This is a genomic window from Hominisplanchenecus faecis, assembly GCF_020687205.1.
Classification (GTDB): Bacteria; Bacillota; Clostridia; order Lachnospirales; family Lachnospiraceae; genus Hominisplanchenecus; species Hominisplanchenecus faecis.
The window spans coordinates 76,435-97,455 of record NZ_JAJEQE010000005.1 but is presented as its reverse complement, the minus strand read 5'-3'; the positions used below and the strand labels follow the sequence as shown (position 1 = coordinate 97,455).

Genomic DNA, 21,021 nt, shown 5'->3' with positions numbered 1-21,021 from the left:
CGGAGGATGCCATGTCATTTTCAAGTGGAGTGAAGGACGAATTATCCAGACACCAGACGTTGGCACGCCATTGCCAGATTGCCGAGATCGCGGCGATCATCAGCATGTGCGGCGGTGTTTCCATATCCGAAAAAGATCATTACAGTTTAAAAATCCAGACAGAAAACGTATATGTTGCAAGAAAGTACTTTACATTATTGAAAAAAGCATTTAATATAGAAGTTGAAGTTTCAATCAGGCAGGGTACATTTTCAAAAGGAAGCCGTACATATACGGTGGCGGTGTTGAACCATGAAGATGCGATACGTATTCTGAAGGCGGCCAGGCTGTTCAATGCGGATATGGAAATTGAGGAGCAGTTTTCTATCTCGGACAATCTGGTGATTCAAAAAACATGCTGCCGACGGGCTTTTATACGAGGTGCTTTCCTGGCGGCGGGTTCCATCAGTGATCCGCAGAAATTTTATCATTTTGAAATCGTATGTGCGACGGTTCACAAAGCAGTTCAGCTTCAGGAGATCATGAATGATTTTGGCGTGGACGCGAAGATCGTACAGCGAAAAAAGCATTTTGTAGTGTATCTCAAAGAAGGATCCCAGATCGTAGATATGTTAAACGTGATGGGAGCTCATGTTTCTTTAATGGAGCTTGAGAATGTACGCATCTTGAAGGAGATGCGTAACTCGGTCAACCGCAAGGTCAACTGTGAGACAGCCAATATTCATAAGACAGTAAGTGCGGCAGTCAGACAGATCGAAGATATCCGCTATATTCAGCAGAAGATCGGTTTTGAGCAGCTGTCCGAGGGACTTGCAGAGATTGCAAGGCTGCGTCTGGAGCAGCCGGAGGCAACGCTCAAAGAGCTGGGGATGATGCTTTCAACCCCGGTCGGAAAGTCCGGCGTAAATCACAGACTGAGAAAATTAAGCGATATTGCGGAAACGCTAAGAGATAATGAGGAGGAAAATTATTATGATTAAGAAACCGATTACCATTCAGATTCCAAGTGGGCTGGAAGCAAGACCGGTAGCACTGCTTGTTCAGGTTGCCAGCCAGTTTGAAAGTGATATCTATGTAGAGAGCGAACAGAGACGCGTCAATGCAAAGAGTATCATGGGTATGATGACATTAGGACTGACATCAGGGGAAGACATCATGGTGTCTGCCAGCGGTGAAGATGAACAGGAAGCAATTGCAAATATCGAGAAATACTTAAGCGGCAAGGCAAATTAAATACAAACTGCAAAAGAAAATGTGCAGCCCCGATTTTTTCGGGGCTGTTTTTATACAGGGAGGTAGCAGTGCTATGACTGATATTATGCTGGTAGACGATGAAGTACTGGCACTGGAATATCTGAAAAACATGGTGGATTGGGAAAGAAACGGCTATCATGTGGTGGGATGTGCGACGAGTGGGAAAAAGGCTCTGGAACTTTTTGACAGGACGCATCCGCAGATCGTGATCTCGGATATCCGCATGCCGGGAACGGATGGTCTGGAGCTGACAAGACAGATCAAAGAAAAAGACAAAGAAACCGTTGTGATCCTGCTTTCGGCGTACCGTGATTTTGATTATGCCCAGAAGGGAATCCGCTACGGCGTATCCAATTATCTTCTGAAACACGAGCTTTCTTCGGAACTGATTCTAAAAGAGTTGGAAGAAGTGAAAGAAAAGCTGGAGAGAGCAGGCAATAAGAAAAAAATATATCAGAAATATTTTATGAATCAGCTGATCTACCATCGGGTGACGGCAGAAGAACTGGATAAGAGCATCCTGGGCAATCGCTTCTTTCTTCTGCTTCTCCACAAACGTAATCCGGTCATTCAGGGTGAGTTTGCCGAGACAAGGTGGACCGAAGAAGAGCAGGAGGCTGTGCGGAACATTCTGGAAGAGAGCCTGGAAAATATTGTGTTTTATGCGGCAGATGTGCAGATCACGGAGAACAACTGGATTTTACTTTACCGCATTGAAAATACAGCGAGCAAATACATGGTGAACAGTCTGATCCTGCGAAAATGCCATCAGATCGCAGATCAGCTGGAGCTGTGTTTGCAGATGCATTTTAACATGGTCTACAGCTACGAAATCACACCGGAGGAGATCAGTGAGACTTTCCGCACCATATCACGCCAGATCCGTTATTCCGTGTTCTGGGAAGATGAGGCGATCTGTGCAATGGAAAAAATGCCGGAAAAAGAAAAGAAAGCAATCTGGGGTGAACAGATCCGCATACTGCGGGAAGCGATCTATGGTTCAGAAGAGGAGCTGGAAAAGCAGATCGAGGTAATTTTTTCGGGAATCCGGGAAAAGGAAGATCTGGAAGACTGCAAAATGCTCCTGCCTTCGTTAAGCAATCTGCTCGGGGAACTGTGCGAGAGTGAAAACTGCAAAGAGATCGATCTGAAAGAACCGCTTTATACGATCCGTGAGATTGAACAGTATTATTGCAGGAATTTTTCGTACATACAGCAGAAATATGCAAGAAAAGCCCGGCTTGGTTATTCCAGAACGGTGCTGGATATGATCGATTATATCGAAAAAAATTATCCGCAGGAGTTAAGCCTGGAGCTGCTCGGTGAGAAATTTCATATGAACGGGGTATATCTTGGACAGATCTTTAAAAAAGAAACCGGACAGACCTTTCTGAAATATCTGACCAATGTAAGAATTTCCGAGGCAAAGCGTCTGCTATGGGAGGAGAACAGTACGGTCGCAGAAACAGCCCAGATGGTTGGCTACCGCACCAGCCAGTATTTCAGCCAGATCTTTATGCGGAACGTAGGGATGAAACCGCAGGAATATAAAAAACAGAGGAAAGAATGAAAACAGAGCGAAAGAAAAGAGACAAAAAACATTTAAAAGGACGGATCCTGCGGAGTATTTCTCTGATTTTGATATGTTCCATGATTTTGAGTACGCTGATCGGCTATTTATATTTTAATCAGGTGGTGCGAAAACAGAGGCTTGAAGAAGAAAAAAACCGTCTGATGCAGGTTGGCAGCCAGATTGCATTTCAGGCGGAGGATAACCGCCGGTTTGCACAGAGTATTCTGGTGGATGAACAGCTACAGTACCTTCTGGAAGAGAACGTCAAAGGGAATGAATTCCGCAGGCAGAACCAGTATGATAAGGTGACAAAACGGCTGGTGTTTTATAATAATCTGCGTACCTATCTGGAAGGGTCTGTTCTTCGGATGGCAGACGGAAATTTTTTCGGAAGCAGTTACAGCTCCAGGGACAGTGCCTATCTGAAGCAAAAATTAAAGCAGAAGGAACTGGAAGAATACACTGCAAAGAAGGAATGGATCTATTCCGATCCCTATTATGACAGTGACTCCGGAAATGATACAAGAAAAATTTGTTATGCGATCCCAATGTATGACAAACGCCGTTACGGTCATCTGAAAGCGACACTCTATCTGGAGATGAGCCTGGAGTACTTTCTGACGCAGGTGAAGGCTTATGCAGAGACACAGGATATGGTTGCCCTGATCGGAAATGGTTCGGAAATTCTGTATCAGAAGGATAAAAAGAATGTGCTGCGGAATGCCATAAAAGAAAAAGAGCTGGATCAGGAAAATATTTATCATACTCCCGGCGGTTATCTGATCTGCATACCGGTAGACGGGACCGGATGGAAGCTCTGTACGTTCCTTACCAATGCAGATCTTCTGGAAAACAGCAGTTTTGTGCTGAAGTTTTTTGTGCTCTCCTTTTTACTTTGCGTAGGACTGGTGCTGCTCGTTGTTTCCAGAATCCTGGAGAATATGGTGCGTCCGGTGACGGAACTGTCAAAGCAGATGGAACGCACGGAGTATGGCAAACAGCAGCCGATCCACATTGTCTATACCGGCGATGAGATCGAGATTTTATATCAATGTTTCCAGGATATGATGACGGAGCTGTACAAAGGAGAGCAGGAACGTATTGCCTATGAAAAACAGAAACGTGATATGGAATATGACATTACGCTCTCACAGATCAATCCACATTATCTCTATAATGTATTAAATACAGTAGTATATTTATCGGCGGCCGGGAAAAATCAGGATGTAGTGAAGATCGTACACTCCCTGATCTATACGCTGCACGAGACTTTAAAAGTCGGAGATGGAAATGTGGAGACCACCATTGAAAAAGAACTGGAACTGACAAAATGTTATCTGGATATTCAAAGATACCGCTATCCGGATGTATTTCAGGTGGAAGTAAAATGCGAAGAGGGATTAAAGGACTGCCTGGTGCCGAAAACCATGATCCAGCCGCTTGTGGAAAATGCGATCCTGCACGGGATCCTGCCGACGGAAGCATCCGGAAAGATTTGGATCATCATTCAGAAGCAGGGAGAAAAACTCTGTATTATGGTAAAAGATGAAGGGATTGGTGTCAGCAAAGAACAGCTGAAGCGGTTTAAGCAGGGAGAGACCATGGCAGAAAACAAGGCACGAAAACACATCGGTGTGGAGAATGTCCGTGACCGTATCCACTACCTGTACGGAGAGGGATTTGGAATGGAGATACAAAGCACACAAGGAAAAGGAACGACAGTCATTCTGACACTTCCGGTAAAAAGGGCGGAGGAAAAAGATTGAAAATGAGAAAAATCGGAAGGATTCTGACGGTGATGTTTCTGAGCGGAGGTCTGATGACCGGATGTCAGAAAAAGCAAACCGTGGTTTTACCGGAAAAAGAGCAAAAAGAAGAGGCAACAAAAACCGAGAGCAAAAACAAAGCAACACAGGAAATTTCTTTTGACGAAGAACTTCCGAAAGCTTATGAAGGGACACTGACCATGTGGGGGTGGGATACCGACTATTATCAGACAGTCACACAGGCGTTTCAGAAGATCTATCCAAACGTTACATTTGAATATACTTCCGTTGAAAACAAAGATATGCCAAAAAAATATGAAACAGCACTGATCGTCGGCGGAGAACTTCCGGACATTGCCTGGTCTGTCATCGACTCCAGAGGTGAAGTGTTTGAATTTGATATGTGGGAGCCACTGGAGCAGGAACCATACAATTTCCGCCTTTCGGAAGTTTATGAATATCTGCACCCGCATATGATCAACAGCAAAGGAAATATCTGTGGGATTGAACAGTCGCTCTCACCAGCAGGGCTGGCGTACCGCAGAGATCTTGCAAAAAAATATCTTGGAACAGACGATCCGGAAGAGCTGGAAAAGATGATGCCAACCTGGGAAGCCTTTATCCAGAAAGGGAAAGAAGTTTACGAAAAAAGCAACGGCGAGGTTTATATGTGGTTTTCACTTGAGGATATCCGGCAGTTTACGCAGGAACAGTCCGATATGGCCTGGGTAAATGATGGAAAGATCAATGTGGAAAATGTTTTCGGCCGTTCCCTGTCGCTGGTTACCCGTTTCCGTGATGAGCATATTTCAGATAATCTGATCACCTGGACACCAGCATGGAATGAGGCACTTCGGGAAGACCGGCACATTTTTACTGCCTGTGCAACCTGGTCCGTCAAATCCAGCATTGAATCAAGCGATCCGCAGCAGAAAAATCTCGGACGCTGGGGGCTGATGAGTGCACCGGAGGGAAATGCCAACTGGGGTGGGACAAGTATGGGGATCACAAAAACCTGCAAAGATAAACGTCTGGCGTGGGAATTTCTGAAATTTGCGACACTTTCGACCGAAGGGGCAAGGACACTCAACTCCATGGGACTTATGACTACGGCAAAAAAGCCATACGAAGAAGATCCGTCCCTGAAAAGCTATAAAAGCCGCTGGTTCGGAAATCAGGATCTGGGCATCTATTATATGGATCATATCATACCAAGCATTAAAACACGTACACTTACTTCGCAGGATGGTGTGATCCATGAATGTTTGTGGATGATTTTAAATGCCCTGAACAGAGATCGAAATCTTTCTTCGGAAGAAGCGGAAGAACTGTTAAGAGAAGAACTGCAAAAAGAGCTGAAAGATATTACCGTATATTAAAAAATGCAGAAAGCTGATCAAAATCGCGTGCCAAGTCTCACGTGCGTTCGACTTGAATTTCCATCTTATCATAAAACAAAAGCGGAATGCCTTTCCGAAGCATTCCGCAAATGTTAAAATAAGAGGGAGTTATGAAAAAGAAAAATTGTCTAAAGTGTTTCTTGCTTTGACAGTTATTATAATAAAATGAAAATATGAAATCCATGTGTTGTGATTGTGAAGAAATCGTGAATAGATTTTGAACGTTTATGAAAGAATTGGACGAAATGCAGAAAAAATGGTGACCGAATTGGACGGATTGACTGTTTGAGAACGAAAGTGAAAGAAAAACGATGATGAGTTTGAAGCATTATGCATAAAAAAGATAGAAAAAGAACGAAAAAGACGGAAAAAGAAAGGAGAGTGTGACGGTGAATTATAAGATATTAGTTCAATATGATGGAACACGCTACGAAGGATGGCAGAGACAGGAGCGTACCGAATCCACCATTCAGGGAAAAATCGAAGCGGTTCTGTCCAAAATGTGCGGGGAAGAAGTGCAGATCCAGGGAGCCGGACGCACGGATGCGGGGGTGCATGCAAAAGAGCAGGTGGCAAATGTACATCTGAAGGAACAGGTCGATCCACAGGAAGTGAAACAGTATCTGAACCGTTATCTGCCGGAAGATATTGCCGTATCCGAAGTGAGAGAAGTTCCGGAGCGTTTTCACAGCAGACTGAATGCCACCGGGAAGATTTATGTTTACCGAATCGCCACAGGAGAAGTCAAAAAGGTATTTGAGAGGCGTTATATCTATGATTTCGGAGAAAAGCCGGATATGGAGCTTATGTGCCGGGCGGCAGAGATCCTTACCGGGACACATGATTTTAAGAGCTTCTGTGCCAACAGGCGAATGAAAAAATCAACGGTGCGGACAATCTACAGCATTGATCTGAAAGAAAAAGAAGGGGAAATCGTGATCACATACACCGGAAATGGGTTTCTGCATCATATGATCCGGATTCTTACCGGAACACTTCTGGAAGTTGGAATGAAAAAGAGAAGTCTTTCCTCCGTGGCAGAACTGCTGGAAGTTAGAGACCGCGAAAAGGCAGGATTTACGGCACCGGCAAAGGGACTTACCCTTGAGAAGGTCTTATATTCTCCTTTACAAAAAGAAAGCGAAACATTATAATAAAAAACAGGGTTTCCGGCAGGATACCGGAAAATAAACAGTTTAGAGGAAAGGAAAACCATATGAAAAAAATATTGGATCTGATTTCAGAAGAGGTTGTCAAAGCGTTTGAAGAAGCCGGCTACAGTGCCGATTTTGCAAAAGTGACGCTTTCCAATCGTCCTGATTTATGTGAATATCAGTGTAATGGTGCACTGGCAGCAGCAAAAACCTACAAAAAAGCTCCGATCATGATCGCAAATGATGTTGTGGCAAAACTGAAGGAAAACGGTATTTTCCAGGAAGTACAGGCAGTCAGTCCGGGCTTTATCAACCTGAAGCTTTCCGGAGATTATCTGGCAGAGTATTTAAAACAGATGCAGGCAGATGAAAATCTTTCCGTAGAAAAAGCAGAGCATCCAAAGAAGATCATCCTGGACTACGGCGGACCAAACGTGGCAAAACCGCTGCATGTCGGACATCTGCGTTCTGCGATCATCGGTGAGAGCATCAAACGTCTCGGACGTTTTATGGGTCATGAGATGATCGGGGATGTACATCTTGGAGACTGGGGTCTGCAGATGGGACTGATCATCACAGAGCTGCGTGAGAGAAAACCGGATCTGGTTTATTTTAATGAGAGTTATACCGGAGAATATCCGGAAGAGCCGCCATTTACGATCAGTGAGCTGGAAGAAATCTACCCGACTGCAAGCGGAAAATCCAAAGAAGATGAAGCCTACAAAGAAGCTGCCATGCAGGCAACCTATCAGCTTCAGCACGGTCACAGAGGTTATCAGGGTATCTTAAAACACATCCTGAATGTATCCGTAACAGACTTGAAGAAGAATTACGAACGTCTGGATGTATCTTTTGATCTCTGGAAAGGCGAGTCCGATGCACAGCCGTACATCCCGGATATGGTAAAATACCTCAAAGATAACGGTTATGCCTATATCGATGACGGAGCACTTGTAGTAGATGTCAAAGAAGAGTCTGACACCAAGGAAATCCCGCCGTGCATGATCCTGAAATCTGACGGGGCTTCCCTCTATAATACGACAGACCTTGCGACGATCATCGAGCGAATGAAACTGTATCATCCGGATGAGATCCTCTACGTGGTAGATAAACGTCAGGAACTGCACTTTATCCAGTGTTTCCGCTGTGCAAAGAAGGCAAAACTGGTAGAGGATGATACCAGACTTACCTTCCTTGGCTTCGGCACGATGAACGGCAAAGACGGAAAGCCGTTCAAGACACGTGACGGCGGCGTTATGCGTCTGGAAAACCTGATCAAAGAGATCAACGAAGAAATGTATCGCAAGATCATGGAAAACCACGAGACCGATCCGGAAGAAGCAAGAAAGACGGCACAGATCGTCGGACTTTCCGCAATCAAATACGGAGACCTTTCCAACCAGGCATCCAAAGACTATGTCTTTGACGTAGACCGCTTCACTTCCTTTGAAGGAAATACCGGTCCATACATTCTGTATACGATCGTGCGTATCAAATCCATCCTGGCACGTTATCAGGCAGAAGGCGGTTCTCTGGAAGGAATCACCATCCAGACACCAAACAGTGAGAGCGAGAAAGCTCTGATGCTGGCATTGTCCAAATTCAATGCGGTTATGGAAAATGCTTTTGAAGAACTGGCACCGCATAAAATCTGTGCTTATATTTATGAGCTGGCAAATGACTTCAATCATTTCTATCATGAAGTCAAGATCTTAAGCGAAGAGAACGAAGAAAAGAAAAAAGGTTACCTGGCACTTCTGATGCTGACAAGAGATGTGCTTGAGAGCTGCATCCATGTACTTGGATTCACATCACCGGAGAGAATGTAGGAAGTGTAAAACACGGAACTTGCGGAGCCTTTATCTTAGTCGGAGATAAGATAAAAATCAGACACTGTGGCGAAAAGCGTCATGGTGTCTCTTTTTTTGCAGTTTTCTGCGTTCGAAAGATCGGCAAAAAAACAAAAAAGAAGTATGCAGCCCTTTTTGGAAACATAGGATGTAAAACAGGACAGGCATGGAAAGAAAACATGCCGGGAAAGGAAACATGCTATGATTTTGAAAGAAAGGATCTTGTATTCAAAACGAAGAACAAGGCGGTATCATCGAAAAGAACCGGCAGCAGATAAGAAGAAAAAAATGTATAGATTTTTGGCTCCATTGTGGGGAGTGTTATCCGCAGGCATTTTGCTTTTCGGATACGTGGCAGGAGCCAGGAGCCGTCATATCACAATGAACGGGCCGGTACATATTTTACTGGAAGAAGAGGAAGAACAGACGGAGAATATCGAAGTAAAGCCGGGAGAGCAAATAGAAAAATCTGCCTGGATCACCGTTGAAAAAAGTGAAGAGAAGGTGCAGGTGCGGGTCAAAGTACTGGCAGACGGGATCATGGCACCGCAGCAGAGAGATCTGTTAGAAAACATTCAGATGGATGAAAACTGGTTCTATTGCGAAAAAGATGGCTATTTTTACTGTGCAGAAAAACTTTGTGAAGGAAAAAAAGTACATTTTCAGGCAAAAATCACAGTCCCCCCAAAATGGAAAGAATGGACAGAAGATCTGCAGTTTCGACTGGAGCTGGCAGCTGACGGAGTATAATTTGCATACTTGACACTCCCCACAGCTAAAGCAGGGGGATTCTTGTTTCAACCACTACTGCATTAGAGAATACCTTACGGTATCGAAATGTCTTACACAGTGTCCACAAGCTAGATTATACTGTTCCCGTATGCCCTACGGTGCAGTTTTGTATATCTATGCCGACTGCATTTGCAGTCCTTTATTCAAAATATTTATACTTGCATTGCCATCTCTGTCATGTACGGTATGACAGTCCGGGCACTCCCATACACGGACCGCCAGATTTTTTACCAGTGGATTTTTATACCCACAGCAGGAACATGTCTGACTGCTTGGGTACATGGTCGGCACTTTGACCACATCATTCCCATACCAGGCAGACTTGTATGTAAGCATATCAAAAAACTTACCCCATGCCGCAGAACCGATGTGCTGTGCCAGTTTATGATTACGCATCATGTTCTTCACTTTCAAGTCCTCTATGCAGATTGTTTGGTTTTCACGGATCAGCATAGTGGACTGCTTCTGTAAGAAGTCATTTCTCTGGTTGGTAATCTTTTCATGGACCAGGGCAACCTTAACACGCTGTTTCCTGCGGTTACCAGAGCCTTTCTGTTTTCTTGACAGCCTACGCTGTTCACGAATGAGTTTACACATTGTTTTTTCAAGATATTTCGGATTTGCCACACTCTTTCCGTTACTGTCTGTATAGAACTCTTTAATGCCTACATCAATGCCTATACAGCCTCCATTGTTTTGTCTTGGCTGCGGCTCAAATTCCACATTAAGAACCACAAAATACTTATCTGTAGGAGTATGTTCAATCGTTACATGATTGATTTTTCCCACTTCCATAGACTGGCGTATCCTGACAAATCCAAGTTTTGGCAGTTTTATGTATCTTCCTGCAATACGGATATTATCCCTCTGGTTTATGGTTCTATAGGACTGGTGTCGATTGTGTTTACTTTTGAATGTCGGATGTGCTGCACGTTTCTGAAAAAAGTTCACAAAACCTCTGTCGAGGTCACGCAAAGACTGTTGCAGGGCAATGGAATCCACCGCTTTTAGAAAAGCAAAATCATCACTCTTTTTCAGTTCCGTCAGCATTGCAGAAGTCTGGGAATATCCGATCTTACTTCCATTCTCAAAGGCTTCCTTACGCATGGCAAGTCCTCTGTTGTAGACCAGTCTGCAGCAGCCAAGTGTCTGATTAATTAAATTTTGCTGTTCCCTGTTCGGATAGATCCTGAATTTGACCCCTTTTTGCATTATCCCATCTTATCCTTCTGTCTTTGCGATGTTTTCTGGTTTTCGATATACTGTTTCACTGCTTCCATTGGAGCTCCGCCCACAGTAGATATAAAATAGCTGTTTGTCCAGAGGGTCGGCATTTTCGTTTTGAGATATGGAAATTCCTGTCTTAAAATTCTGGACGTATAGCCTTTAAAAGATTTTACCGTTTTGTGGATGCCAAACTGAGAATCTACTTCCAGCAGCATATGAACATGATCCGGCATGATCTCCATTTCCAGAATGTCTACAGAAAGATTTGCAGCATACTCCGTGAGTAATTCCTTCAGTCGTACATCCACACCATTCGTTAATATTTTTCGTCTATATTTTGGGCACCATACTACATGATATTTGCAGGAATAGACGATATTGTGGTTTGATTTATATATTGTGTTCATATTTGTATTATATTATACTTTTTAAATTAATACAATTGTTATTTTGTCCATTTCAATTACTTGCGTAAATTCAATGGACGCATCTTATATCCCCATAGCTAAAGCAAGGGGTTTTACGATGCATTGGATAAAAACTTATTATTGACATTATATCACTTTTACATTATAATAGCAACATATCAAAAAAATCTGTTTTTCAATGCCGTTCGGCAGGAAAATCCAATGAGAAAAGAAAATAAGGAACCTGTGCGAAGCGGCTTGAAAAAACTGCTTGGGTTTGTGTATACTGAATTCGGACAGACTGCTTCGTACAAACAAAAGAAAGGGGCAGTCTTATGCAAAAACAAAAGAATCAAAAGCAGATTGTATACGCAGATGTAGCTATTCATGATATGCCAGAGAAGGTATCTTATAAAGCAAAAGAAAACAGAGAAATTAAGAACAGTATACTGGTAGATTTGTTTTATAATGATGAAAATGCAGAAGAAAATGATATTGCATTATATAATGCACTGCATGAAGAACCATTGCCGGAAGGAACTGTCATTCAGAAAATGCGTGTAGAAAATGCACTGTATTTAAATTTTCAGAATGATATTTCTTTTGGTGTAAATGGAAAAGTACTTGTTTTGACAGAACATCAGTCAACGATCAACCGGAATATGCCGCTCAGGAGTCTTCTGTATATTGGCAGGACATATGAGCAACTTGTACCGGTAAGAGAACGCTACAGAAAAGGAATGGTAAAACTTCCAATGCCGGAGTTTTACACTTTTTATAATGGAACAGAAAAGTTAGAGAACGAATCAGAATTAAAACTGTCAGATGTTTATCTTATGCAGGATGGGAATCCTATGCTTGAATTGAAAGTCAGAGTGATTAATATTAATCCGAGTGCAAAGCATGAAATTTTGGATAAGTGTGATGTGCTAAAGGAATATGGTCTGTTTATTGATACTGTAAGAAAGTATCAGGATGCAGGGACAAAAGAAGCATATCGCTATGCTATTCAGGAGTGTATCGAAAAAGGCATCCTGGCAGGATATATTCGCAAAAAGGGAAGTGAGGTCATCAATATGTTGATAGCAGAATACGATTATGAGATGGATATTGCCGTACAGAGAGAAGAAGCGTATGAAGAAGGAGAAAAAGAAGGCTGTCTGGAAGCTCTTCTGGAAATCCTGAAATATAAAGACAATATACCAGAAAAACTGGAAGAAAAGTTAAAACAACAAGATGCGAAAACTTTAAAAAAATGGCTCAGATTTGCAGTCATGGCAGATAATATCGGACAATTTGAGAATGCCATATCAGAGTAATATGACGGCGAAAGAACAAAATCAGGAGCAGGTGCAGTGCAAAAAGCAAATGGAACATCTGTTGAATCACCATGGTTATTTTCTGATCCGCAGGATAGGACAGGGGAGGACAGGAGCAGTATGGCTTGTGTTTCACCAGGCAACCGGTGCTTTGCGGGCGGCAAAAGCCATCGATGCAGCTTCACAGAAAGTAGCTCTTCTACGGGCATGGGCAAGTATGGAGCATTCCGGACTTGTGAAAATTTATGATCTTTTACAGGAGCAGGAGATGTGCTGTTTTATTATGGAGTATCTTGAAGGAGAGAGCCTGAAAGAGCATATCCTAACGACAGGAGAAAAGAAAAAAAGAATTTCCGGGAGAAAAGCAGCGAAATGGGGGATAGAGCTGTGCGATGCACTGTACTGCCTTCATATGTCACAGCCGGCGATTCTTTATCAGGATTTAAAACCTTCCAATGTGGTTCTGACAAAAGAGGGAAGATTAAAACTCATTGATCCGGACGGGGCGGGTTTCCAGAACGACGATTTTTGCATTATGGGTACCAGAGGATTTATGGCACCGGAACAGGAGCAGCAGAGGAGTCTTGATGCGAGAACGGATATCTACGCTCTTGGCAGAACATTGCAGTGGATTTTAGAAAAAAAGCAGCGGAAAAGAAAAAAGAGTTATTCTCCGCTTGGACGGATTCTGGAAAAGTGCACAAGACAGGATCCGGATGAACGGTTTCAAAATGTTGCAGAAGTGAAAAAAGCATTCAGAGATTATCTGCACATTACAAGAAGGATGAGCCTGTTTTCAGCTCTGATGATCATTACCGTATCCGTACTTGGAAGCATCGAAATTTCCATTCAGGATGAGCAGAAACGAGAACACTTATATCAAACTTATTTAAGTCAGAAAGACATATCAGATTACAAATCAGCAATATTCTTATTTCCCGGTCGGGAAGAAGGTTATCAGCAATTTTTAGAAAGTATCATGGAAGATGGACAGGTGGATCGTCAGGAACACCAGGAACTTATGTCGCTTCTCTTCTATACGGAAAGTGATCTTCAGAAAAACAGGAGAGCTTATCATCGTTTCGCAGGGCAATTATCTGTCATCTATCACTTTTTTTATGTGGAAAATGGAGGAGAACAATATGCAGAAAACTGGATTGAAAAATTTATAAAAACGAAGGATGATACACAAAAAGATGGTGTAGCAAAAAATAAGATGCCGCAGAAAGCGACGATAAATGAAAGAATGGAACAACAGAAAAAAGAAGAGGAAGAAATGCAGCGGATAATGGATTTATACAGAGAATGGTTTCAGAAAAATGAAATTACAGAGGAAGAAGTACAGGAATGGAAACGGGGTGTGAGCAATCGAAAAGAAACAATGGAGTAAGCAAAAGGGCAGAATATGCAAAATGATATTTTTGATGGGAATATGTTGTTGTATGATTTGCTTTCATATTTTGAAAGTGAAAGCGGAAACAGGTGCCACAGAAAGAAGGAGAGAAGCAGTTACGAAAATCAGCGAAGAAGATCACGATAGAGAAAAAGTAAAAAACAGGAAAAAAGTGATCGTCTACGAGGCATATCCGAAAAACGGAAAAAAGATCTTTGACGATTCACGTAAAGTAGATCTGGAAGTGAGGGCACAGTGGGAAGGAGGTAAACCGGACGCAGAAGCCGCCGATCTGGTTGTGTGTGGCTATGCTGTTTCAAAAAATGTCGGGATCTGGCGAGTAGATGTGGAGTATGAAATTGCAGGGACCGATGCGGATGCGTACGTGTTGGAGTGCAGAAAGGCAGCTCTGGAGACAAAGGTGGAAATTGTGCCGAAAATTCTTCAAGTGTCGATCAGTGATGCAAACAAAGGGTATTTTGCGGACAACAAAACAGAAAATTTAAGATTTTCGGATGAAAAAAATGCGATTCAGATCAGTGGATTTATGAAAAACGGAGAGGCGAGCAATCAGCCGCCGGGAGGGTTTGTAATGCCGAAAGTCTGGATTGATGAGAACGTTTTACAGAAAGACAGTCCGATATATCAGAATGGACAGTATCTGGTATATCAGGGAGCTTTGACTTTAAAAGAAGAAGTCGCTGGCAAAAATGCCAATTATTGTTATGCTCCGGAAGATAAACGATATACTGCAAAAGGAAATGTTATTCTGGAGGAGACAGATCCAAATCCGGAAAATATAAAAATCAGGGCAAGATATGGAAAATGTGTGTATGATTCAAAAAGAAAGGTTTATCGTATCTCAAAAGGTGCTATTCTGGAAGCACAGCCGACAAAAGGAAGCGGATACAATCAGACAAACGTATCACAGCCTCTTTATGGAGAAGGAAGATGGAATTTTGTGATGGAGCGTCGCCAAAAAAACGGGGAGCTGCAGGCGAGGTCAAAGAAAACAGAAATTTCATATGAAGTGGATGAGGAAGCACCGAGTGCAGAAGTCAGATTAAACGGAAAGAAACAGAAGCAGCTTTTTACATCGGATTTCTGTGTTTGCAGTGCAGAAAATGTGCAGGATGACACAGAGGGAGAAGTTCAGATTCAGTGGTATCTTGCAAGGGAAAAACTGGATGACGGACAGATCACACAGAAGCAGGGAGAATGGAGAGAAGGAAAGCAGATTGAGATTCAGGAAGAAGGAATCTGGTATCCGTATGTAAAACTGACAGATGTCTTTGGAAATACCAGATATCTTCCGGTCGGAAAAGTTGTGATCGACCGTACATCACCGGAGATTGTCATACAGGGGATGCCGCAGAATCAGATCTTGCTTTCTGATTATAAAGTAAAGATTTCCCTGGAAGAATTTTATTTAAATCAAAAGAAGAGTTACATAAAGCTGTACAAAAGAACCGGAAGATCCGCAAAAGAAGAACAGCTTTTGGACATACCTGTAAACTGGAAAAAGGGAAAGGCAGAATTGAAAGATAAGAAAAGCAGCGGCAGTAATACAGGGGAGAGCGGCGATGATGTATATCTGAAAGATGGCTGGTATCGGCTGAAAATCTATGCGGAAGATCTTGCAGGGAATCAGGAAGAGCAGGAAATCTGTTTTGCAGTGAACCGCTCCGGTCCGAAGCTTACGACGGATGCTTCCATGCAAAAATTTCTGAAACAGAAAACAGCACAGCAGGGACAGAAGTTAAAATTACGGGTGTGGGATGTCAACAAAATGCAAAAGGAAGAACTGCAATGCATATTTGACGGAAAAGCAAGAAATTTGGAAGAAGGGAAAGATTATCAGAAACGAAACAGACAAACAGCGGAAGGATTTATGGAATATGATTATGAACTGGCGGAGACCGTCTTTGAAAAAGAAGGAAGGTACAGTCTGAAGCTTTTTCTGGAGGATGAAGCAGGACATCAGCTGCCGGAAAAAGAAAAAATATTGTGCCGGGACTTTGCGATTGACCGGACACCGCCGATCTGTGTGATCGATCCAATAAAAGCAACAGAAAAAGGCTTTCAGGTTCAGACGATCTGCGAAGATAATGTTGATTTTGCAAAAATTTGGCTCTGCAAAAATGGCAGCCTGTATAAAGAGAGCAAAAATCAGGAAAGCAGCTGGGAGATCTCCTTTGACCATGGAGAAAAGTGGCAGCTGAAAATTTTTGATACAGCCGGAAATAAAGAAGTACGCTATCTTCTGAAAGAAGAACTGGAAAAAGAACTCGAACGGAAAAAGCTGCTGCCGGAGAAGAAAGGGAAGCACAAGAACAGAATCTTTGAGACACAGAAACAGACAGAAAACGAAACACATGGGGAAAAGCAGAAAAAAGCAGGCTTTTTGCAGAAAGAGATGGATCCTTTATCAAATGAGACAAAAGAGCAAGAACAGAATCAAAAGAAAGGAGAAGAGCAGGGGGCAGCAGCACTGATCGTGGTATTGTGTTCTCTATGCATTTTGATGATGGGTAAATACAGAATACAAGAGAAAATATAATATAAAATTACTGAAAATCAAACAAAAACGCAAGAAAAATTGTTAAAATCGTATAAAAATGCATATACTTTCTGAAAAAAGTACAGTATAATGAAAGGGCAAAAGAAAGTTCGTTATACGAAAAACAGGAGGTGCAATATGAAAAAGAAATGGTGGGCAGCGAGCCTGGCAGTAGCTATGGTCATTACTTCTGTTCCGGCAATACCGGCAGCAGTATATGCAGCGGAACCGATGTTGATTGAAGCAGAAGATTATAGCAGTTATTCGGGAAAATTAAAGGTAATGACCAACAACAAAAACGCAAGCGGCGGTAAGTATGTAGGAGATTTTGATAATCTGGACTGCTTAAGTTATAAGATTCAAATTGAAAAAGCAGGAAATTATCAGATTACACTGACAGTTGGAACGAAACAGGATGGAGGAATTGCTCTTCTGAACTGTGGAGGAAATGTTTCAGAGAAAATTTCAATCCCAAATACAAAGAACTGGAATACTTATCGGGATGTGACGGCAACGCTGTGGCTGGATGAAGGGGAACAGGTTTTAACGGTAAGCAATATGGGAGCAACCTGGAACATTGATAAACTTACGCTAACTTATGTTGATTCGGAAAAGACTGCAGACGAGCAGCAGAGTTATCAGAAAGTACATATGGAGAATCGCTGGAAAAGCCAGAGAATCACAGAGCAGAATGGTTCGATTGCCTATGCAGATACCGGAACAGAAGCGTATGATACAGAGGCATCTTTGTGGAATCTGATTCCAAATGAGGACGGATGGTATACGATTCAGAATGTATCGACCGGAAACTATATGATTTTAAAGGGCGAAAATCAGGAAACAGTACCGTCGGAAAATGGAAATGTACAGGAAGAAGGACAGTGGAAAATCGGCAATATTAATGGTTATCTGGTATTCTATAATCGAAAATATCCAAAATGCGGTCTGAATGTCGAGTATCAGTCACAGTATCCGGGAAAGGTAACGGCTACCGGTGATACACTGATCAAGTGGTACAGTGCACAGTGGAAATTAAATACGCCGGCAAAAGAGCATACCTATGAGATTTTGGGTGACCGTATCGAAGGTACAGCAGGTCTTGCGGTCTCAAAAGACGGAAAAAGCATCACTGTCAGTCAGCAGGGCGAAAAGAAAGAATGGACTTTGTCACAGGATGTGAGCGGGGAGCCGATCTTTGAAGCGAAAAATATGCCGATCATGGAGGCAGTTTATAACCTGAGCATAGAAGAAAGTCTTTTGAACATCAATGACGGACTTTACGGAAAAGTATTCTGGACAGGTACGAACTGGCATAAAGTCTGGACAAGAGATACTGCGATGTCCGTACAATATTCGCTGGCGTGGATATTTCCGGAAGAGACAAAAAACAGTATTCTGGAAAAAATTGTCGGCGGAACCGAAAATCCGCGGGTATGGGAAGAGGATACCGGAACAGGAGGTTCTTATCCGAATTCCGTGGATCGTATTATCATGGAAATTGCCGGATTTGAACTGTATAAGACAACCGGAGATAAGGAATTCTTGGAAAAGATCTATGAAATATCAAAAAATACACTGGAGCAGGATTATCATGTAGCATACGATGAACAGAGCGGTCTGTTCAAGGGAGAAACAGGCGGACTGGATCACCGCTCAAAGACTTATCCGGACTGGATGGATGAAAGAGAACAGAATAGCATTTACAACATTACAGAATCAAAGGCAGCAAATGCAAATATCATTTTTGCACAGGCACTTCAGATCATGGAAGAGTCAGCAGAGATTCTCGGAAAAGATGAAAGCGAAGTGAAAGAGTGGAATCGCCGCTATGAATCCCTGAAAAAGGCGATCAATGAACATTTCTGGCTGGAAGAACGGAAAATGTATGCATCCTGGGAATATCCGCAGTATATGGGCTCTCCGGTAGCAGATAAAGTAGATGTGATCGCAAATGGTTACGCATTGCTGTCAGATGTTGCAAGCGAATCGCAGAAACAGCAGATCATGGAGAATTATCCGCTGGTTATTTATGGAGCAGATACGGTATGGCCGCAGAAAAACGGAAGACAGGCTTCTGCCATTTACCATAACCGCGGTGTATGGCCTGGATGGGAAACAGCAATGATGATCGGTGCAAAAGAAAATGGAAATCTCCAGCTGGCAGATGAAATCTTTAAGTCCTGCGTACGGGGAGCAGGTATGAGCCTGACAAATAAAGAAGTTATCAACTTTGAAACAGGAGAAGGAGTTCATTCAGATCGTCAGCTTTGGTCTATTGCAGGCACTCTGGCAGGATATTACCGGGTACTGTTCGGTATGAATTATGACACGGACGGCATTTTGTTTACACCGTATGTTCCGGAGTGGATGAATGGTCCGTTTGTTCTGAAAAATTACAAATACCGCAATGCAGTGTTGAATCTTACCGTAAGCGGAAAAGGGGACACACTTGAATCTATAACGGTAAACGGAGAAGAGAAACCGCTGGATTATGTACTGCCGGCGGATGCATCAGGTACCTATGAAATCGTAATGAAAGTAAGCGACAGCGGAAAACGAAGCAAGATCCATCTAGAGGAAGACAGTTTTGCAGTATGTCCGGATATGCCGGTTCTGACAGAAGAAAGTGACGGAAGATTGACTTGGGATGAAAATCCGGATTATACGTACAAACTCTGGACGGGAAGCGAATACGTTCCGGTCAGCAGTGGAAGTTATCAGCCGGACAGAAGCAAATATGGAACATACAGCCTGGTAGCGACAGATCAGAATGGTGTTACCTCTGAAATGTCGAAGCCAATCATGGTATCTCCGGAGAACAGCAAACTGGTGTACGAAGCAGAAGACGGAACTTACAATGCCGAAAATTTTGAAAATACGGCACAGGGTTACAGTGGACGCGGTTATGTAGTAGATTTCCTTGACAGAAAGACGGATCTGGCCATTGAGGTGGATGTATTGCAGTCCGGCAATTATCAACTCAGCATGATATACAATAATTACGGCAATGCAACGACCGGTCAGGACTGTGCGATGCGTTCGGTTTATGTAGACGGAAAAGAGATAGGAACCCTGATTTTCCCGATCGTTAACTTTGATTTCCAGCAGAGTCCGCATCTGTATGTCAATCTGGAAAAAGGAAAACATACCGTTGAAATTCGTTATAACGTAAGTGACTGGTATGATACGAATATGGCAACGATACGTGGAACAAAGAAAAACAGTGTTTCTTATGATTCACTGACACTTCAGTATTTAGGAGAGAGAAAAGGCAAAGGAGAAACGGCAGCAAAAGGTCTGGATCAGATCATCACGATGCTGGAAAATCTGGATGATTCCCAGTATACAGATGAAAGTTGGAAGGACCTAGAGACGGCTGTAAAAGAGGCAAAAGCAGTATGGGCAAATGAACATTCTTCACAGAAAAAGCTGGATCAGGCACTGGATGCACTGCTGAAGACGTTCGGAAATCTGGAATATGCAGTACAGAAAGTACATCTGGAAGTTGCAGTGCAGACGGCAGAGCAGCTTCTTGCCGAAGCAGTAAATTATGAAGATATGGATGCACTGCAGATGGCGGTGGAAGAAGGAAAAGCACTTTTATCCAATACGGCAGCGACACAGGAAGAGGCAGATCAGGCAGCAGAGAGGATTCTTACTTTGCTTGCAAAATCATCCAAAAAAGCGGATGTAAAATCACTGGAAAGCCTGATCGAACAGGCAAATAAGTTTACAAATGAGAAATTCACATCTGGAAGCTTTAAAAATCTGCAGGATCAGATTGAAAAAGCAGAAGCAGTTCTAAGCAACACAGAGCGAGAAGAAGATGAGATAGCAAAAGCATACGAAGAACTGCTGCAGGCGATCATCGGATTAGAGAGAAAAGCAAACAAAGCAGCATTGCAGGCAGTCATTGCAAGAGCAGAAGCAGTTCTGGCATCTTCGGATTGCTATACTGCTTCCACCCTGGATGGACTGGAAGAACTACTTGCTGATGCAAAAGAAGTGTATCAGAAGGAAGATGCCGTGCAGCAGGAAGTAAATGAAGCAGTAAAAAGTCTGACTTTGAAAGTTGCAGAAGCACGTTTGAAAGGCGATGTGGACGGCAATGGAAAGATTGGCACTTCCGACAGTGTTCTGCTCTTACAGTATGCAGCGGAAATGACGGTACTGGATGAAATATCTGCAGAAAGTGCGGATGTGAACGGAGATAAAGCGGCAGATACCCAGGATGCAGTATGGATTTTGCAGTATGCATCTGAAAAAACGGAACAGTAAGAAAGAGATTGTTCTGAACGGAAAAATATGCTATGATGGTTCAAAACT

The 21,021-nt window shown here is 42.8% G+C and carries 14 protein-coding genes; 12 read left to right on the top strand and 2 right to left on the bottom strand.

Going from position 1 to position 21,021, the window contains the following annotated elements; translation table 11 throughout:
- Positions 1–11: 11 nt before the first annotated feature.
- The 8 genes from whiA to LKD42_RS02875 all read left to right on the top strand — a co-directional run bounded on the left by whiA (position 12) and on the right by LKD42_RS02875 (position 9,747).
- Positions 12–980, top strand: a complete 969-nt coding sequence (whiA, locus tag LKD42_RS02910; RefSeq protein ID WP_147631756.1) for a DNA-binding protein WhiA — start codon at positions 12–14, stop codon at positions 978–980.
- Positions 973–1,233, top strand: coding sequence for an HPr family phosphocarrier protein (locus LKD42_RS02905; RefSeq protein ID WP_022119805.1), 261 nt, complete (start codon positions 973–975; stop codon positions 1,231–1,233). The genes whiA and LKD42_RS02905 overlap by 8 nt, the downstream gene beginning before the upstream one ends.
- Before the next feature lie 73 nt (positions 1,234–1,306).
- On the top strand, positions 1,307–2,824 hold the full coding sequence (locus LKD42_RS02900) for a response regulator transcription factor (protein ID WP_248834773.1): 1,518 nt from the start codon (positions 1,307–1,309) through the stop codon (positions 2,822–2,824).
- Positions 2,821–4,593 (top strand): sensor histidine kinase, encoded by a 1,773-nt coding sequence (locus LKD42_RS02895; protein WP_248834772.1) that lies wholly within the window; start codon positions 2,821–2,823, stop codon positions 4,591–4,593. The genes LKD42_RS02900 and LKD42_RS02895 overlap by 4 nt, the downstream gene beginning before the upstream one ends.
- Positions 4,594–4,595: 2 nt before the next feature.
- The gene (locus LKD42_RS02890) at positions 4,596–5,972 is read left to right on the top strand and encodes an ABC transporter substrate-binding protein (RefSeq protein WP_248834783.1); all 1,377 of its coding nucleotides are present in this window, start codon (positions 4,596–4,598) and stop codon (positions 5,970–5,972) included.
- Positions 5,973–6,382: 410 nt separating this feature from the next.
- Positions 6,383–7,147: a tRNA pseudouridine(38-40) synthase TruA gene (gene truA, locus LKD42_RS02885; protein ID WP_147631760.1), complete on the top strand. Its 765-nt coding sequence runs from the start codon at positions 6,383–6,385 to the stop codon at positions 7,145–7,147.
- A gap of 62 nt (positions 7,148–7,209) precedes the next feature.
- A complete protein-coding gene (gene argS / locus LKD42_RS02880; protein ID WP_173897462.1) occupies positions 7,210–8,976 on the top strand; it encodes an arginine--tRNA ligase in 1,767 nt (588 codons plus the stop codon).
- Between the two features lie 222 nt (positions 8,977–9,198).
- A complete protein-coding gene (locus tag LKD42_RS02875) occupies positions 9,199–9,747 on the top strand; it encodes a hypothetical protein (RefSeq protein ID WP_248834771.1) in 549 nt (182 codons plus the stop codon).
- A 156-nt stretch (positions 9,748–9,903) separates the two neighbouring features.
- On the opposite strand, the gene tnpB is transcribed toward LKD42_RS02875, so the two are convergent.
- Together tnpB and tnpA are read right to left on the bottom strand one after the other, a co-directional pair.
- On the bottom strand, positions 9,904–11,001 hold the full coding sequence (tnpB, locus tag LKD42_RS02870) for an IS200/IS605 family element RNA-guided endonuclease TnpB (RefSeq protein ID WP_248834770.1): 1,098 nt from the start codon (positions 10,999–11,001) through the stop codon (positions 9,904–9,906).
- A complete protein-coding gene (gene tnpA, locus LKD42_RS02865) occupies positions 11,001–11,423 on the bottom strand; it encodes an IS200/IS605 family transposase (RefSeq protein WP_248834769.1) in 423 nt (140 codons plus the stop codon). The genes tnpB and tnpA overlap by 1 nt, the downstream gene beginning before the upstream one ends.
- Positions 11,424–11,815: 392 nt before the next feature.
- On the opposite strand from tnpA, the gene LKD42_RS02860 reads away from it, so the two are divergent.
- From LKD42_RS02860 to LKD42_RS02845, 4 genes are all read left to right on the top strand, one after another.
- On the top strand, positions 11,816–12,742 hold the full coding sequence (locus LKD42_RS02860; protein ID WP_248834782.1) for a hypothetical protein: 927 nt from the start codon (positions 11,816–11,818) through the stop codon (positions 12,740–12,742).
- A 1-nt stretch (position 12,743) separates the two neighbouring features.
- Complete coding sequence (locus tag LKD42_RS02855; protein WP_248834768.1) at positions 12,744–14,132, top strand: serine/threonine protein kinase; 1,389 nt, start codon at positions 12,744–12,746, stop codon at positions 14,130–14,132.
- Between the two features lie 52 nt (positions 14,133–14,184).
- Entirely contained in the window at positions 14,185–16,695 is a 2,511-nt protein-coding gene (locus tag LKD42_RS02850; protein ID WP_248834767.1) for a hypothetical protein, read from the top strand.
- 138 nt (positions 16,696–16,833) lie between these two features.
- The gene (locus tag LKD42_RS02845; RefSeq protein ID WP_248834766.1) at positions 16,834–20,973 is read left to right on the top strand and encodes a CBM35 domain-containing protein; all 4,140 of its coding nucleotides are present in this window, start codon (positions 16,834–16,836) and stop codon (positions 20,971–20,973) included.
- The last annotated feature ends 48 nt before the right edge of the window (positions 20,974–21,021 follow it).